The organism is Streptomyces saintjeani, assembly GCF_055409605.1.
Genome location: NZ_CP189624.1, coordinates 7,135,204 through 7,151,634, shown reverse-complemented (window position 1 = coordinate 7,151,634; position 16,431 = coordinate 7,135,204). Strand labels below are relative to the sequence as shown.

At 72.7% G+C, this 16,431-nt stretch carries 10 protein-coding genes; 2 read left to right on the top strand and 8 right to left on the bottom strand.

Going from position 1 to position 16,431, the window contains the following annotated elements; translation table 11 throughout:
* Positions 1–194 precede the first annotated feature (194 nt).
* Positions 195–2,318 carry a DNA gyrase/topoisomerase IV subunit B gene (locus ACQCO7_RS32510; RefSeq protein WP_464075138.1) on the bottom strand — a complete coding sequence of 708 codons (2,124 nt, stop codon included), beginning with the start codon at positions 2,316–2,318 and terminating at the stop codon, positions 195–197.
* 442 nt (positions 2,319–2,760) lie between these two features.
* On the opposite strand from ACQCO7_RS32510, the gene ACQCO7_RS32505 reads away from it, so the two are divergent.
* Positions 2,761–2,991 (top strand): DUF7455 domain-containing protein, encoded by a 231-nt coding sequence (locus ACQCO7_RS32505; RefSeq protein ID WP_010352998.1) that lies wholly within the window; start codon positions 2,761–2,763, stop codon positions 2,989–2,991.
* Positions 2,992–3,093: 102 nt separating this feature from the next.
* On the opposite strand, the gene ACQCO7_RS32500 is transcribed toward ACQCO7_RS32505, so the two are convergent.
* The 7 genes from ACQCO7_RS32500 to ACQCO7_RS32470 all read right to left on the bottom strand — a co-directional run bounded on the left by ACQCO7_RS32500 (position 3,094) and on the right by ACQCO7_RS32470 (position 13,854).
* Complete coding sequence (locus ACQCO7_RS32500) at positions 3,094–3,960, bottom strand: S1 family serine peptidase (RefSeq protein ID WP_464075137.1); 867 nt, start codon at positions 3,958–3,960, stop codon at positions 3,094–3,096.
* A 132-nt stretch (positions 3,961–4,092) separates the two neighbouring features.
* Entirely contained in the window at positions 4,093–5,634 is a 1,542-nt protein-coding gene (locus ACQCO7_RS32495) for an RNA polymerase sigma factor (RefSeq protein ID WP_464075136.1), read from the bottom strand.
* Positions 5,635–6,062: 428 nt separating this feature from the next.
* On the bottom strand, positions 6,063–6,941 hold the full coding sequence (locus ACQCO7_RS32490; protein ID WP_464075135.1) for a FadR/GntR family transcriptional regulator: 879 nt from the start codon (positions 6,939–6,941) through the stop codon (positions 6,063–6,065).
* Between the two features lie 152 nt (positions 6,942–7,093).
* Positions 7,094–8,863 (bottom strand): ATP-binding cassette domain-containing protein, encoded by a 1,770-nt coding sequence (locus ACQCO7_RS32485; RefSeq protein WP_464075134.1) that lies wholly within the window; start codon positions 8,861–8,863, stop codon positions 7,094–7,096.
* 127 nt (positions 8,864–8,990) lie between these two features.
* The gene (locus ACQCO7_RS32480) at positions 8,991–9,749 is read right to left on the bottom strand and encodes an NUDIX hydrolase (protein ID WP_010352993.1); all 759 of its coding nucleotides are present in this window, start codon (positions 9,747–9,749) and stop codon (positions 8,991–8,993) included.
* A 98-nt stretch (positions 9,750–9,847) separates the two neighbouring features.
* Entirely contained in the window at positions 9,848–11,752 is a 1,905-nt protein-coding gene (locus ACQCO7_RS32475; RefSeq protein ID WP_464077338.1) for a glycogen debranching N-terminal domain-containing protein, read from the bottom strand.
* A gap of 617 nt (positions 11,753–12,369) precedes the next feature.
* Positions 12,370–13,854, bottom strand: a complete 1,485-nt coding sequence (locus ACQCO7_RS32470) for a DUF4192 domain-containing protein (protein ID WP_464075133.1) — start codon at positions 13,852–13,854, stop codon at positions 12,370–12,372.
* A gap of 220 nt (positions 13,855–14,074) precedes the next feature.
* On the opposite strand from ACQCO7_RS32470, the gene ACQCO7_RS32465 reads away from it, so the two are divergent.
* Positions 14,075–16,240: a RecQ family ATP-dependent DNA helicase gene (locus ACQCO7_RS32465; RefSeq protein WP_464075132.1), complete on the top strand. Its 2,166-nt coding sequence runs from the start codon at positions 14,075–14,077 to the stop codon at positions 16,238–16,240.
* Positions 16,241–16,431 lie beyond the last annotated feature (191 nt).

Sequence of the window (16,431 nt, the reverse complement as noted above, 5' to 3'; positions counted from 1 at the left end):
ACTTCTCCACTCCCGCTGTCTCCACCCAGGGGTGGAGACAGCGGGAGTGGAGAAACGCCCCTCGGGTGTCCCTCAGGGCCCCGCAGGGGCACCTGAGGGGCGCGGGGAACTGCGCGAGCACCACCGACGACCCGCATCCCGACGACATCCGAACCCGGCACGACAAACCGCCCCGCCCAGGCCAAGCGCAGCGGCTACGCGTCGATCCGCGACCGGTCCAACGTAGCCGCCGAACTGGAGATGAACTCCTTGCGCGGCGCCACGTCGTTGCCCATCAGAAGGTCGAAGACCTGCTCCGCGGCCTCCAGGTCGGACAGGTTGATCCGGCGCAGGGTGCGGTGCCGGGGATCCATCGTCGTCTCCGCCAACTGGTCCGCGTCCATCTCGCCAAGGCCCTTGTACCGCTGGATGGAGTCCTTGTACCGCACGCCCTTGGTCTGGAACTCCATGAGCTTGTCGCGCAGTTCGCGGTCCGAGTACGTGTAGACGTACTTGTCCTGCCCCTTCTTGGGCTGGACGAGTTCGATGCGGTGCAGCGGCGGCACCGCGGCGAAGACGCGCCCGGCCTCGACCATGGGCCGCATGTACCGCTGGAACAGGGTCAGCAGCAGGCAGCGGATGTGGGAGCCGTCCACATCGGCGTCGGTCATCATGATGATCTTGCCGTAGCGGGCGGTTTCGAGGTCGAAGGTCCGGCCGGACCCCGCTCCTATGACCTGGATGATCGCGCCGCACTCGGCGTTCTTCAGCATGTCCGTGACGGACGACTTCTGGACGTTGAGGATCTTGCCGCGGATCGGCAGCAGCGCCTGGAACTCGGAGTTGCGGGCGAGCTTGGCGGTGCCGAGCGCGGAGTCGCCCTCGACGATGAACAGTTCGCTGCGGTCGACGTCGTCACTGCGGCAGTCGGCGAGCTTGGCCGGCAGGGAGGACGACTCCAGGGCGGTCTTCCTGCGCTGGGCGTCCTTGTGCTGGCGGGCGGCCACACGCGTGCGCGCGGCGGCGACGACCTTCTCCATGACGACCCGCGCCTGCGCGCCGGCGTCCCGCTTGGTGGAGGTCAGGAACGCCTTGAGTTCCTTGGAGATGACCTGGGTCACGATCCGGCGGGCCGCCGAGGTGCCGAGGACCTCCTTGGTCTGGCCCTCGAACTGCGGTTCGGCGAGCCGGACGGTGACGACGGCGGTGAGGCCCTCCAGGGCGTCGTCCTTGAGGACGCCGTCCTCGGCGACGCGCAGGAGCTTCTTGGCGCGCAGCACCTCGTTCATCGTGGTCGCGATGGCCTGCTCGAAGCCGGCGACATGGGTGCCGCCCTTGGGGGTGGCGATGATGTTCACGAACGACTTGAGGGTCGTGTCGTAGCCGGTCCCCCAGCGCATCGCGACGTCCACACCGAGTTCGCGGGTGACCTGGGTGGGGGTCATCTGGCCGTGCTCGTCGAGGACGGGGACGGTCTCGCGGAAGGTGCCCTGGCCGGTGAAGCGGAGGATGTCGCAGACCGGCTTGTCGCTGGCCAGGTACTCGCAGAACTCGCTGATCCCGCCGTCGAAGCGGAAGGACTCCTCGCCCTTGCTGCCGCCCTCGCCGAGACCGAGTTCGTCGCGGACGACGATGGTCAGGCCGGGCACCAGGAACGCGGTCTGGCGCGCGCGCTGGTGGAGGTGCTCCAGGGAGAGCTTGGCGCCCTGGAGGAAGATCTGCCGGTCGGCCCAGTAGCGCACGCGCGTACCGGTGCGGACCTTGGCGACCCGCTTGGTCTTGCGCAGTCCGCTCTGCGACGTGAACCCGGCGTCGGGTCCGGCCGCCGCGAAGGCGCCGGGGACTCCTCGGCGGAAGCTGATCGCGTGCGTGCTGCCATTGCGGTCGACCTCGACGTCCAGCCGCGCGGAGAGGGCGTTGACGACGGAGGCGCCCACGCCGTGCAGACCGCCGGAGGCGGCGTAGGAGCCACCGCCGAACTTGCCGCCCGCGTGGAGCTTGGTCATGACGACCTCGACGCCGGACAGGCCGGTCTTGGGCTCGACGTCGACCGGGATGCCGCGACCGTTGTCGCGGACCTCCACGGAGCCGTCGTCGTGCAGCACCACGTCGATGTGGTCGCAGAACCCGCCCAGCGCCTCGTCGACGGAGTTGTCGATGATCTCCCACAGGCAGTGCATCAGGCCACGGCTGTCGGTCGATCCGATGTACATACCCGGGCGCTTGCGTACAGCCTCAAGTCCTTCGAGGACGAGCAGGTGCCGCGCGGTGTAGTTGGAGCCGTCCCGGTCTGCTCCTGCCAGCAGCGCAGTGGACGGCACGGACGTATCGGCGGTCACGCGGTTCGCTCCTCGCTGAATTTCAGATGGGGCCCTTATGGGTAAGGGCACGGCTTCGGTCGCCGTCAAGAGGGTACCGAGGCCAGGTAGAGCCGTTGTCACGCCACCCTCGTCTGGAGTCAGACTAGTGCAGAGTCGCATGCGTGTTCGATCGCTCGATGGAGTGAAGTACATATCACGTTCCCTTCGAGGCATGAACCATTTAGGCTCCGGGCACGTCCTCAAGAACGAACCGGCAACCCAGCCGGGAGGACCGACCACATGATCGACAGCGCGAAACCGTAAGCACACAAGAAGCGCACTACGGCACATTCGCCGCCAAACCGGCAGCAGACAGCCGCCTCGAAAGATTTTTTCGAGGGAAAGCCGCAAGCGGGAACGTTTGAGGCTGGTTGGATGTTGACCCTGGTACGACAGCTCGTCGAGCTAGAGAAGAGGCGACGTGACTACTGTTCTGACCCCCGCGAGCCCGCTGACGGCCGGCGATCGCTGCGACCGCTGCGGCGCCCAGGCCTACCTTCGCGTTGTCCTGGCGAGCGGCGGAGAACTGCTCTTCTGCGCCCACCACGGCCGGAAGTTCGAGCCGGAGCTCAAGAAGATCGCCGCCGAGATACAGGATGAGACGGAACGACTGACGGCCGTTCCCGTGACCGCCTCCGAGGACGAGCGCTGACCTTCGGCGCTCACGACGAGCCAGAACCGGCATAGGCCGGCGTACGGGCGGCGGCCCCTGGAGACAGGGACCGCCGCCCGTACGCGTACCCGCTGAAGCCGCTCAGCGCCCGCCTGACGGCCCGGCAGGCTCCGCCGACACCCCCGGACCGTTCAGCACCCTCAGGACCTCGGAGACGCGCGTATAGACCCCCGGACTCCCCGGGCGTCCACAGCCGCTCCCCCAGGACACCAGGCCGACCAGCCTGCCCTGCGCCACCAGCGGCCCGCCGCTGTCGCCCTGACAGGCGTCCCGGCCGCCCCTGACCTCCCCGGCGCACAGCATCGTCCGCGCGATGTAGGCACCCTCGGGCCCTCCGGGGTACGCCCGCTCACAGCTCGCGTCGGCCATGACGTGCACCCGCGCGGCCCGCAGGCTGTGCGGGTACTTGCCGTACCCGGAGACGTCTCCCCAGCCGTAGACCGTGGCCTCCGTCCCCGCCTCGTACGCCGCGTCCCCCGCCGGGGCCGCCCCGATGAGCGACGTCTCGGGCAGCGACTCGGCGAGGGTGAGCACGGCGAAGTCGCCGGAGTTGCTGGAGCGGTCGTACTCCGGGTTCACCCAGGTGTCCTGTACGGCGATCTCCCGGCCCGCGTTCGTGTACAGGTCGGTGCGGCCGGTGACGACCTTGAAGTCCCGCACCCGGTCCGGGGGCGCGCCGAGCACGTCCTCGCCGACACAGTGGGCCGCTGTGAGGACCATGGTCGGTGCGACCGCCACGCCGCCGCAGAACTGCCCCGACCGAGTACCGCCAAACCGGTCACGGCTGGACAGCGCGACCGTCCAGGGGCTCTGGGAGACGTCGACCGGGAAGCCGCCCACGACGATGCTGTCGGAGGCCGCCGGAGCGGCGTTCATCAGCGGTATGGCGACGACCGCCGTCGCCAGGACCAGGGGCCGGGCGAGTGCCCGGACCAGGGGAAGACGCATGCAGAATCCTTACTCTGGGATGGGTACCGAAAACCCAGAGTGAGCGACCTTGCCGGAGCGCGCACGCGCGTACGACGACGGAGGCCCGGTTCCCCTGAAAGGAACCGGGCCTCCGTCGTCGTACGGACCGACCTAGTCGAGGTAGTCGCGCAGCACCTGGGAGCGGGACGGGTGGCGCAGCTTGGACATGGTCTTGGACTCGATCTGGCGGATGCGCTCGCGGGTCACGCCGTAGACCTTGCCGATCTCGTCGAGGGTCTTCGGCTGACCGTCGGTGAGACCGAAACGCATGGAGACGACGCCCGCCTCGCGCTCGGACAGAGTGTCGAGGACGGAGTGCAGCTGCTCCTGGAGGAGCGTGAAGCTGACCGCGTCGGCCGGGACGACGGCTTCGGAGTCCTCGATGAGGTCACCGAACTCGCTGTCGCCGTCCTCACCCAGAGGGGTGTGCAGGGAGATGGGCTCGCGGCCGTACTTCTGGACCTCGATGACCTTCTCGGGGGTCATGTCGAGTTCCTTGGCCAGCTCCTCCGGGGTGGGCTCACGGCCCAGGTCCTGGAGCATCTGGCGCTGCACGCGCGCGAGCTTGTTGATGACCTCGACCATGTGCACCGGGATACGGATGGTGCGGGCCTGGTCGGCCATCGCGCGGGTGATCGCCTGACGGATCCACCAGGTGGCGTACGTGGAGAACTTGTAGCCCTTGGTGTAGTCGAACTTCTCGACAGCGCGGATCAGACCGAGGTTGCCCTCCTGGATGAGGTCCAGGAAGAGCATGCCGCGGCCGGTGTAGCGCTTGGCCAGCGAGACCACGAGGCGGAGGTTGGCCTCCAGCAGGTGGTTCTTGGCGCGGCGGCCGTCCTCGGCGATGATCTCCAGCTCGCGCTTGAGCTTGGGGGCCAGCTTGTCGGCGTTGGACAGCTTGTCCTCGGCGAACAGGCCCGCCTCGATGCGCTTGGCGAGCTCGACCTCCTGCTCGGCGTTGAGGAGGGGGACCTTGCCGATCTGCTTGAGGTAGTCCTTGACCGGGTCGGCGGTGGCACCGGCGGCGGCGACCTGCTGGGCCGGCGCGTCGTCCTCGTCCTCGTCGGAGAGGACGAAGCCGGCGCTCTCGGTGCCCTCGGGCTCGTCGCCGGTCTTGCCGGCGCCGGGCGCCTCTTCGAGGACCTCGTCCTCAAGGATCTCGGAGTCCTTGGCGGCGGTCTTCTTCGCCGCGGTCTTCTTGGCGGGGGCCGCCTTCTTCGCGACCGCCTTCTTCGCGGCGGGCGCGGCCTTCTTGGCTGCGGCCTTCTTCGCGGGGGAGTCCTCGGCGTCGCCGGCCACCGCCGCGGTCGGAGCGGCCGTGGTGGCGGTGGCCTTCCTGGTGGTCACGGTCTTCGCCGCGACCGTCTTGGTGGCGGTGCGCTTGGCCGGACTCTTCGCTGCGACGCTCTTTCGGGTGCGCTTGGGCTCTGCGGCACTGACCATCAGCGTCACACCCTCTTCCTCAAGGATCTGGTTGAGGCTGCGCAGTACGTTCTTCCACTGAGTGGCCGGAATCTGGTCAGCTTCGAAGGCCCGACGCACATCGTCGCCGGCGATCTGCCCCTCAGCCTTTCCCCGCTCAATGAGCGCCATGACAGAGACGGACTCGGCGATCTCAGGCGGGAGCGTACGGGATGTGCTGGCCGACACGAACAACCTCTCGGAACGTTGGAAAACGGCTTCCGGCCCCGTCCACTGCGGACAGGAGCCGACCACCGGCCTTGGGGATGGGCCGACGGGCGGGCGGGGGCCGGGAGAATGCACAGCGCCACGAACGGCGTCCGTATTCCCTCCTCGGCTGTCACCTCTTAGGTCATCGCGCTGTTCCCACAAGCGTTACGCCCAATCTACGTGGCCCGAGTCACATCCCGTAAGCGCTCAAAAACGGTCAGACATGGCCAGAGGGGGCCGCCATCGTGATCGCCTCATGATCGAAACGCTCTCCCGCCATGTCGCACCGTCGGACTCCGCAGGGCCCGCGAGGGGTCCTGCGGAGTCCGACCGGAGGGCGGGGCGCCGGCCCTGAGGGACGCCAGAGGGGAAGAGCATCCGGGGCCGCACCGCCCGCGAGGGCGCGGTCAGTGCTCGCGCGGCGCCGGGACCACGCGCTCCACCTCGGGGTGGACGGTGAGCAGCTGCCGCACCGCCGCCTCCGCGCCCGCGGCGTCGCCCGCGGCGAGCGCGTCGACCATGCGCGCGTGGTGCGCGAGGGACGCCTCGGTCGGCCGGTCGCAGCCGGTGGCCGGGCCGCCGGAGACCTGGAGGGCGGAGGAGACGATCCCGGAGAGGTGCTCCAGCATGCGGTTGCCGGCGAGCTGGATGAGCAGGGTGTGGAACTCGGCGTCCGCGCGCGAGTACGTCAGCGCGTCGCCCTGCGCCATGGCGTGCCCCATGATCTCGACCATGTCGGACAGCCGCTGCTGGACGTCCTCCCGGCCGTGCCCGGCGGCCAGGCGGGCGGCGAGCGGCTCGATGGTCCAGCGCAGCTCGGTCAGCTCGCGGCGCTGGTCGTCGCGCTGCGGGCCGAAGGCGCGCCACTCGATGATGTCGGGGTCGAGCAGGTTCCAGTCGCTGACGGGGCGCACGCGCGTGCCGACGTTCGGCCGGGCGCTCACCAGGCCCTTGGCCTCCAGGACGCGCAGCGACTCGCGGACGACGGTGCGGGAGACCTCGAAGCGCTGGCCGATCTCCTCGGGCACCAGGGGGCGGTCGGCGCCGAGGTCGCCGGAGACGATCATCTGCCCGAGCTGCTGGACGAGTTGGCCGTGCAGCCCGCGCCCGCGGCTGCCGGTGGCGCGGCGGCCCACGCGGCCGAGGTCGGCGTCGACGCCGTCCCAGACGGGAGAGCGGTCGGCGGGGGTCTCGGCGTAGGGGTAACGGTCGAGTTCGCCCGGGGCGGCCAGACCGGAGTCGGCGGAGCGGGCGGCGGTCATCATGGTGTGCGCAAGGGTACTCACGGATCTTTTGTCGGCGTCGGCCCCAACTCCCTTGAGGGCTTTGGTGAAAAGCACACGAAAGGGTGATCGCTCACCCCGTCGGAATTGACGCCTTATCGGAAAGAAATGTGCTTTCTGGGGGGAGTTGTGCGCACCGCGCGCGTGGACGGTCCTCATCGGGCCCGGCCCCGCAGGGTGGTGAGCAGATACGCGCACAGCAGCGTGGTGAGCGACAACGCCAGTGCGCCGCCCACGGGTTGGGCCACCACGCGGGCGGCGGCGTCGAGGTAGCGCTCGCCGCCGAAGGGCCAGCGCAGCAGGAACACCTCGCGCGCCCGCGCGGGCATCCCGGCCGCCGTACGCACGGAGGCGCCGGCCAGCAGCCGGTGCAGCAGCGGTACGACGGCGACGGGTACGGCGAGCACGGCCGCGAGCCCGGCGGTCGTGGACCGGAACACGCCGGCCGCGAGCACCCCGGCCCAGGCGCACCCGACCACGAGGCCGGCCCAACTCGCGCCGAGAGAGAGCCAGTCCCCGGGAACTTCCGCGACCTCCCGTCCGTAGAGCAGGTAGAGCGCCTCGGCGTCGCAGCCCACCGTGAGGAAGGCCAGCAGGAGTGCGGTGAGGGCGGTGACGAGGAGCTTCGCCGCCAGCAGCCCCAGCCGCCGGGGCACGGTGCCGCGGTCCGCGGCCAGCGCGGGGTGCCGGAACTCGTCCCCGAAGGCCAGTGCCCCCAGCAGCCCCGCCCCGAGGGCCGCCGGAGGCAGTGGCGACTGCGCGGGCCACGCCGCGAACAGCCGTGCCTGCGGGGTGTGTCCGAGCCGGGCCAGCAGCAGCGCGGTGACCACGGAGACGACCAGCGTCCCCGCACCGACGAGGAACCCCGTGCTGATCCCGCAGGCCCGCCGCAGCTCGTAGCGCAGGGGACGCAGGGGTGTCGGCGCGGGGCGGACGGAGATGGGGGGCGGGAGGGGGGACGGAGCGCCGTGCGCGCGTGGCTCCGGCTCTGCCCGTACGACGCCGTCGGCGCCGTCACCCGGCCTCGCTTCGGCGTCCGCTCGCACCCCGGGTCCCATGTCCCCCACCTCGTCGGCGAGTTGGTGGACGAGGATGCCGGTGCGGAAGGCGACGTCCCCGATGTCGGCGCACGAACTGCCGTACACGGAGAGGTGGTTGCCGTCCTCCTGGACGACCTCGACGGAGCGGCGGGCGGTGCGGGCCTCCCTGGAGAGTTCGGCGGCGAGGCGGGCGGCGTGCGGGGTGCGGACGGCGACGCGGGGGCGCAGGCGGGTGCGGGCGAAGGCGGGCGCGTCCTGGTCGGCGGCGACGCGGCCCCGGTCCAGGGTGACGACGCGGTCGGCGGTGCGGGCGGCCTCCTTGGGGTCGGCCATGGTCAGCAGAACGGTTCCGCCGTGGCGGGCGTGCGCCGTGAGCATGTCGTACAGCCAGCGGCTCTCGCGCGCCGAGAGGCCGTCGGCGGGGTCGTCGAGGACGAGGGTGTGCGGGTCGGCGAGGAGGGCGCAGGCGAGGCCGAGGCGGCGGTCCATGCCCCGGGAGAGGGCGGCCAGGCGCTCCTCGCGCAGGCTCACGAGGCCGACCGCTTCGAGGACCTCGTCGGCCCGCCCGGCCGGGACGCCGGTCGCCGCGCACAGCATCCGCAGGTGGCCGCGGACCGTGCGGCCCGGGTGCCCCGGTACGTCGCCGAGGAGCACGCCGACCTCGCGCGCGGGGTGGGCGATGCGGTGCAGCGGGCGGCCTCTGAAGTACGTGACGCCACGGCCCTGCTGGAGTTCGAGCATGAGCCTGAGTGCCGTGCTCTTGCCCGCTCCCGGCGCCCCGAGGAGCACCGTGACATGCCCGACGCGCGCCTCGAAGGAGACGTCGTCGACGGTGGGAGGGAGATCCTTGCGAGGGATGCTGGTCAGTCCGAATGCCTGGATCACCCGCAGCAAGATAGCGCCCCATTTACGGTTTTTGAGGCATCGCACGGCCGGGCGCACCGCGCCCGGGGGCACAGTGGGGCTCAGAGCAGGCCGGTTGACGACGAGGCAGCGCCCCTCGGGGTACTCCTCACACCTCGGGTCGCAGCATCGGCGGGTTGAGGAGCGTCGCGCCGCCCGCGTGGAAGAGCTGGGCGGGCCGGCCGCCCTGGCGGGTGGTGGTGCCGCCCGTGGGGACGAGGAAGCCCGGCGTCCCGGTCACCTTGCGGTGGAAGTTGCGCGGGTCGAGCGCGACGCCCCACACCGCCTCGTAGACCCGGCGCAGCTCGCCGACGGTGAACTCGGCGGGGCAGAACGCGGTGGCCAGGGAGGAGTACTCGATCTTGGAGCGGGCGCGTTCGACGCCGTCGGCGAGGATCTGAGCGTGGTCGAAGGCGAGCGGCGCGACGGGGTCGCCGTCCCGGCCGTAGCCGCCCTGTTGCAGGAGTTCCTCGACCGGCGCCCAGCGCGCGTTGCTGGCGTCGCCTCCCGCGCGCGGGGCGGGCAGGTCGGGGGCGAGCGCGAGGTGGGCGACGCTGACGACGCGCATGCGCGGGTCGCGCTTGGGGTCGCCGTAGGTGGCGAGCTGTTCGAGGTGGGCACCGTTGTCCTGGGCGGGGACGGGGGGCTCGTGGGCGTGCAGCCCGGTCTCCTCGGCGAGTTCGCGCGCCGCGGCCTGCGACAGGTCCTCGTCGGCCCGTACGAAACCGCCGGGGAGCGCCCATCTCCCCTGGAACGGCGGTTCTCCCCGGCGGACCGCCAGCGCGCACAGGGCGTGGCGCCGCACGGTCAGCACGACCAGGTCCACGGTGACGGCGAAGGGCGGGAAGGCTGACGGGTCGTAGGGCATGCGGCGATCTTAGTCGTCTCCCTGACGATAAACACTCCCTTCGCCGGTCACGGCAGGCCGAGGTCCACTCCTGTCGGACAGCGCTGTCGTCCGGTCGTTCACACCCCCAGCTGGAGTCCGTCGCCGGCCTCCTCGACCATGGCGAGGCCGAGTCGGCTGACGCGTACGGAGAACGGTTCGCCCGCCACGCGCAGTCCGCTGAGGCCGATCTCGCCGAGGGGTGCGCTGTGCACGGGGCGCAGGGTGACCGTCCGCGCCGGGGCGTCGGGGCGGATGCCCGCGAGGGTGGTCAGCAGCAGGACGCTGGCGGCTGCCGCTGTGGCGGCCGGGCGGCAGGCGGCCGGGTGCGGCACGGGAGCGCTCCCGTCGGTGCGCCGCTCACCCCCGTACATCTCGGGCAGCCGGTACCCGAACGCCTCCGCCGCCCCGAGGACGCCCTTCAGGAGCGAGCCCGCCTCCTTCTCGTACCCGGCGGCGGCCAGGCCCGCCACGGCGAGCGCGGTCTCGTGGGCCCGTACGGCGCCGCCCCGGTGGCCGAAGGGGTTGTATCCCGGCTCCTTCTCGCCGAGGCCGCGCAGCCCCCAGCCGGAGTCCAGCGCCGGGCCGCCGAGCAGCCGCGCGAGGTGCTCGGTCCGCACCCGGCCGAGGAGCCCGGTGGCGAGTTCGCCGCCACCCAGCAGTCCGGTGTCCAGGAGGTGTACGGCGCCGGCGCCGAGGTGCGGCACCGGGCGCCCGTCCGGCAGCCGCGCGGCGATCGGCCGGCCGCCGCCGAGGTCGTCCGCCCAGAACTCCTCGTGGAACGCCGTCCGCAGTCTGCGCGCCCACTCCCGCAGCGGCTCGCCGCCCGGTCTGCCGCAGGCGTCCAAGAGGTCGGCGCCGAGGAGGGCCGCGCGGTGGGCGTGTGCCTGGGTCTCGCAGCGGACGGGGCCGGCGGGCTGCGGGTCTCGGAGGTAGGTACCTGTCCCCACGGTCGTCCGCAGCCAGGTCAGGCAGCGTTCCGCCGTCGGCAGCAGGTCCGCGACCTCCGGCTCGGGCAGGCCCCAGCGGCGGGCTTCCGCCAGGAGCGCGGGGAACAGGAGCGTAGCCTCGGTGCCGGTGCACGCGGGCGGCAGGTGGGCACCCGCGTCCCGCTGCGGGCCGGGGAGGAGGCCGTCTGCGCGCTGGGTGCGGGCGAGGATGCGCAGGGTGCCCGCCGCGAGCCCGGTGCCGAGGGGCAGCGTCATGCGGGCGGCTGCCAGCGCGTCGGCCGGGGCGAGGCCGCAGCGCCAGGGGGCTCCGGCCGCGAGGTGGGTGTCCGTGGGGTGCGCCGGGTCGCGGACCAGGAGCGCCTGGAGGTCCTCGACGCCGGCCCGCAGCAGCGGGCCCACGCGCGGGTCGTCGCCGCGTGCCTGGGGTGACGCCAGGGGGTTCGTCGCCGACCGGCCCACCGCCCGCATCGGTCCGCTCCCGTCCAGCCTGACCTTGAGCTCGATCACCGCGCTGCCGCCCGGCGGGACGTCGAGGTCCCAGCGCAGCAGGCCGGCGGAGGCCAGCGCGTCGGAGGGCGGCGGGTCGGCCGTGATGGTGGACGCACCCGGCGGGCCGGACCAGCGCAGCCCCGAGTCGTGGACGCCGGCGGGCAGTTCGGGCGCGGTCGCGCCGGCCGCGATCGCGCCCAGGTCTGCCAGGTCCGTCCCGAGGGACACCTCGACCGGGAGGCGCAGCGGGCGCGGGGCGTAGCTGTGCAGGGTGATCCGCTCCGTGCCGTCGGCGTTGCGGCTGCGCTCGACGACGACGTCCGGGTCGGGGCCGCCCTGCGGCGAGACGCGCAGGGTGCCGACGAAGCGGACCTCGTCGGCCGCCGTCATCCTGGCCTGCGCCATGAGCGGTTCCCGCCCGGCCACGCGCACCTGGCAGCGGGACAGCAGGCGCCGGCCCGCCCGGTAGAACCCCTCCAGGCCGCGCCCGGTGAGCTGTCCCTCCGGCGCCGAGATGGCGAGTCCCGGCAGGGCCACGCAGATCATCGCCGTGTGCACGGGCGGGAGGCCGGTGGGACGGGGGGCCGGGCGCCTGCCCTGGTCGGGCAGCGGGGGCCGGTTCGCGTCGGGCCGCATCCCGTCGGCCGGCCTGTGGGGCGTCCGCCCCAGGAGCCGCTCGGGGATCTCGTCCCGGCCCGACGGCGGGGGCCCGCCGTGGGCGGAGGGCGGAGTCGGTTGATGCATGCGGTGACTTCTTCTGCTCTCTGCGCTCTCTGTGCGCCACGGGCGGGTGCGGCGCCGGGGACGGGCCCCGGCGGGACGGGGGCGGTGCGGCGGCGCGGGCCGCGCGGCTGTTCCGCCACTCAGGTGAACGGGACGGAGCTCCCCCGGGTCACGCCCTGCACCCCATGGCCCCTCCGAATGGCGGTGTGCGGGAGGGTGCCGGCGGAGGGCCCACGGCGAGGTGTCGCCTTGGCGCCCGCCTGAGGACCACCGAGGGGTGGCACCCTGCCGCCGCCTGCCGGAGGTCTCCCCCAGCGCCTCGCCCGGGTGAGGCCCGCAGGAGGACCGCCAAGGCACCCCACTCGGCTGACGCCTGCCGGGAGAGAACCGAGGCACCTCGCCCGGCCGGCCCCCGCCGAACCACCTCCGTCCGCGCACCGTCACTCCGCCCCAGCCGCCTCGTCCCCGCCGGACAGCGCCTCCTCCTCGGGAGCACTCCGCTGCCGCACAACCCGCTTGCCCTGCGCACTCGGACGCGTCCCGGCCTTGTCCTTGCCCCTGGCCGACGACCGCGTACGAGGAGGCCGCCGGCCGTCCGCTCCCGGCTCGACAGGCGCACCGCTCCTGGAGCGGACCCTGCGACGGGGAACCGGTACCGGCTCGGTCGCCACCTTCTCCTCGGGCCGCTGCCCCGCACTCTCCACGGCTTCCTCGGACGCCGGCCCCTCACTCTCGGCCGTCTCCCCCTCGGACCGCCGCCCGTCCCGCTCCGACCGCAGGCACCGCCGCACCGACTCCGGATCGACCCCCTCGTTGCACGCCTGGTGCAGAAGCGCCGCGAACAGGTAGTCGGGGTCGGCGCAGAGGGCCATCGCGAGGGCCTCCCGCGCTTCGAGGTCGTCCCCGAGGGACCAGGCGACCCAGCCGGCCAGGGCGAGGGGCGCGGCGGCGTAGTCGCTCCAGGAGCGGACGCAGCGGCGGGACAGGGCACGCCACAGGCGCAGCGCGGGGAGTGCCACGTCGCCCTCCATCCACTCGGCAGCGCGGTCGCGGGTCGTGCGGTCCTGGAGGCCGAGGATCAGCCGGGCCGCCTCCTCGTTCTCGATCAGCGTGTCGTCGTGGCGGTCGGACAGGAGCGGGCCGGCGATCACGGGGGCCTCGGCGAGGCGCCGCACGAGGCGTTCGGCCAGGGCCATCGTCTCCTCGGCGACCTCGGCGCTCTCACCGTCGAGGATGCGGGGGACGATCTCCTCGGCGACCTCGTCCAGCGCCTCCTCCTGCTCCCGGACGCCACCGGTCTCCCAGGGGAGCAGCCTGGTCCGGAAGTCCCGCAGGGTGCCGCGGACCTGGAGACCCGCGTAGGTCGCGGCGGCGGCGAGGACGGACGTCCCGGGCAGGGCCATCGGAACCCCTTCCTCGGGGCAGCAGCCGTCACCCCGGCAGCAGTAGGACCAGTAGCGTCCGCCGGAGACGCAGAGCGCCTCGACGACGGGAATGTCGAGGAGCCCGCACTGGGTGCGCAGGTGCTGGGCGAGGGGCTTCAGCCGCTCCATGACCTCGCGGGGTGTCTCGCCGGGCTCCGGCTCCTGGCAGACGTAGGCGACCATCTGCTCGGGCCGCATCCCCCGGCGTTCCGCGCCCTTCACAACTCCCTCGGCGAAGAAGCCGGCCGCCTCCTCCCAGACGGCGGGGTTCTTGGGGATGCCGAGTCCGCCCCGGGCGCCGAAGCGGCTCCGGCCGTCCTGCTCGCACAAGGTGACCAGGACCATGCTGTCCTCCGGGCGGAAGCCGAGCAGGTAGGGCACGGCGTCCGCGAGTTCGCCCGGGGTCTTGAGGGTGTACCCGTGGGTCTCGAAGCCGGACGGCTCCGGGCCGTCGTATGTGCCGTTGTCGATGGGTTCAGGCGTTTCGCTGTGATTCGTCATGCGGTGACGATCTCGCGAATCGCGACTTCCCGCTCGGCCTGTGGATAACTCCGGGCAGGGACACGACATTTCCGACCTCTGGCCCCCTCAACTCCTGCCCATCGAACCCACCCCGACGAGGCCCACCCGACGCTCTCGGACAGCCCGCCCGGCAAACCCCCGAGCCCCCTCCCTCCGGCTCCCCGCCCGCATTGTCAGCCCCGTCCTGTTGTATGGACGCATGCAGCACACCAGCACCGCAGATCTCCGCACCGAAGCCGACACCGTCCTGGCCCGGCTCGTCGGTGACCCCACCGGCGCGGCCCGGCTGAGGGAGGACCAGTGGCGGGCGGTCGAGGCCCTGGTCGCCGAGGGCCGGCGCGCGCTGGTGGTGCAGCGCACCGGCTGGGGCAAGTCCGCGGTGTACTTCGTGGCGACGGCCCTGCTGCGGGCCAGGGGCGCGGGCCCGACGGTGATCGTGTCGCCGCTGCTCGCGCTGATGCGCAACCAGGTCGACGCGGCGGCCCGCGCCGGAGTCCGGGCGCGGACGATCAACTCGGCCAACACGGAGGAGTGGGAGTCGGTCCAGGCGGAGATCGCCGAGGGTGTCGTGGACGTCCTGCTGATCAGCCCCGAGCGCCTCAACCACCCGGACTTCCGCGACCGCGTCCTGCCCTCGCTGGCCGCGGCGACGGGCCTGCTGGTGGTGGACGAGGCACACTGCATCTCCGACTGGGGCCACGACTTCCGCCCGGACTACCGCCGCCTGCGCACGATGCTGGCCGACCTCCCCGCGGGCGTACCCGTGCTGGCGACGACGGCGACGGCCAACGCGCGCGTGACGGCCGACGTGGCCGAGCAGCTCGGCACGGGCGGCGCGTCGGACGCGCTGGTGCTGAGGGGTCCGCTGAACCGGGAGAGCCTCAGCCTGAACGTACTGCGGCTGCCGGACGCCGCGCACCGGCTGGCCTGGCTCGCCGACCACCTCGACGACCTGCCGGGCTCGGGCATCGTCTACACGCTGACCGTGGCCGCCGCCGAGGAGGTCACCGCGTTCCTCAGGCAGCGCGGGCACGCGGTCACGTCGTACACGGGCCGTACCGAGAACGCGGAGCGGCAGCAGGCCGAGGAGGATCTGCTCGGCAACAAGGTCAAGGCGCTGATCGCGACGTCCGCCCTGGGGATGGGTTTCGACAAGCCGGACCTGGGGTTCGTGGTCCACCTGGGCTCGCCGTCCTCCCCGATCGCCTACTACCAGCAGGTGGGCCGCGCGGGCCGTGGCGTCGACCACGCGGAGGTGCTGCTGCTGCCGGGCCGGGAGGACGAGGCGATCTGGGAGTACTTCGCCTCCCTCGCGTTCCCGGCGGAGGAGCTGGTGCGCCGGACGCTCGACGTCCTCGCGCGCGCGGAGGGGCCGGTGTCGCTGCCCGCGCTGGAGCCGTTGGTGGAGCTGCGGCGCTCGCGCCTGGAGAGCATGCTCAAGGTCCTGGACGTGGACGGGGCGGTCCGGCGAGTGAAGGGCGGCTGGATCGGGACGGGGCAGCCGTGGTCGTACGACACGGACCGGTACGCGTGGGTGGCACGCCAGCGCGAGGCCGAGCAGCGGGCGATGCGGGAGTACGGCGCGGCGACCGGCTGCCGGATGGAGTTCCTCCAGCGGCAGCTGGACGACGAGACGGCCCGGCCCTGCGGGCGGTGCGACAACTGCGCGGGCGCGCGGTTCACGGCCGACGCGTCGACTGCGGCGCTGGACGCCGCGCGCGTGGACCTCGGCCGGGCGGGCGTCGAGGTGGAGCCGCGCCGGATGTGGCCGACGGGGCTCGCCGCGGTCGGCATGAACCTCAAGGGCCGTATCCCGGCAGGTGAGCTGGCGGCGCCGGGGCGGGCGCTCGGGCGGCTGTCGGACATCGGCTGGGGCAACCGGCTGCGGCCCCTGCTCGCCCCGCAGGCGCCGGACGGGCCGGTGCCGGACGACGTGGCGAGGGCCGTGGTGGGGGTGCTGGCCGACTGGGCGAAGGGGCCCGGCGGCTGGGCCTCCGGGTCGGCGGACGCTCCCGCGCGCCCGGTCGGCGTGGTGACCGTCCCTTCGCGCACGCGCGCGGCGCTGGTCGGCTCGCTGGGCGCGCGCATCGCGGAGGTCGGCCGGCTGCCGCTGCTGGGCGGTCTGGAGTACGCCGAGGGCTCTCCCCGGGTCGCCCGCAGCAACAGCGCACAGCGGCTGAAGGCGCTCGACGGGGCGCTGTCCGTCCCGCCCGCGCTGGCCGCCGCGCTCGACGGGGCGCAGGGGCCGGTGCTCCTGGTGGACGACTTCAGCGAGACCGGCTGGACGCTGGCGGTCGCCGCGCGGATGCTGCGCCGCGCGGGCGCGCGGGAGGTGATGCCGCTGGTTCTGGCGCTCCAGGGTTGAGCGCGGTCCCGGGGTGGCAGACCAGGGAGGCAGGTACCGGCGCGTCGCCCGTCCTGACCCTGCCGCCACGCGGGGATCCCGAGGTAGTGATATAAGCCATGTAACGGCACATAACAGTCGGTGATCCCAATTGCTCGTTGCCGCATTCCAGTTCGACAGCAAGAATTGAGGTCCGCTCCCCGCAACGGTCC

Excerpts from the sequence above, each read along its gene's own strand:
- ACQCO7_RS32500 (WP_464075137.1), bottom strand. The coding sequence starts at position 3,960 with ATGCGTCTTCCCCTGGTCCGGGCACTCGCCCGGCCCCTGGTCCTGGCG.
- ACQCO7_RS32480 (WP_010352993.1), bottom strand. The coding sequence starts at position 9,749 with ATGCCCTACGACCCGTCAGCCTTCCCGCCCTTCGCCGTCACCGTGGAC.
- ACQCO7_RS32475 (WP_464077338.1), bottom strand. The coding sequence starts at position 11,752 with ATGATCTGCGTGGCCCTGCCGGGACTCGCCATCTCGGCGCCGGAGGGA.
- ACQCO7_RS32470 (WP_464075133.1), bottom strand. The coding sequence starts at position 13,854 with ATGACGAATCACAGCGAAACGCCTGAACCCATCGACAACGGCACATAC.
- ACQCO7_RS32465 (WP_464075132.1), top strand. The coding sequence starts at position 14,075 with ATGCAGCACACCAGCACCGCAGATCTCCGCACCGAAGCCGACACCGTC.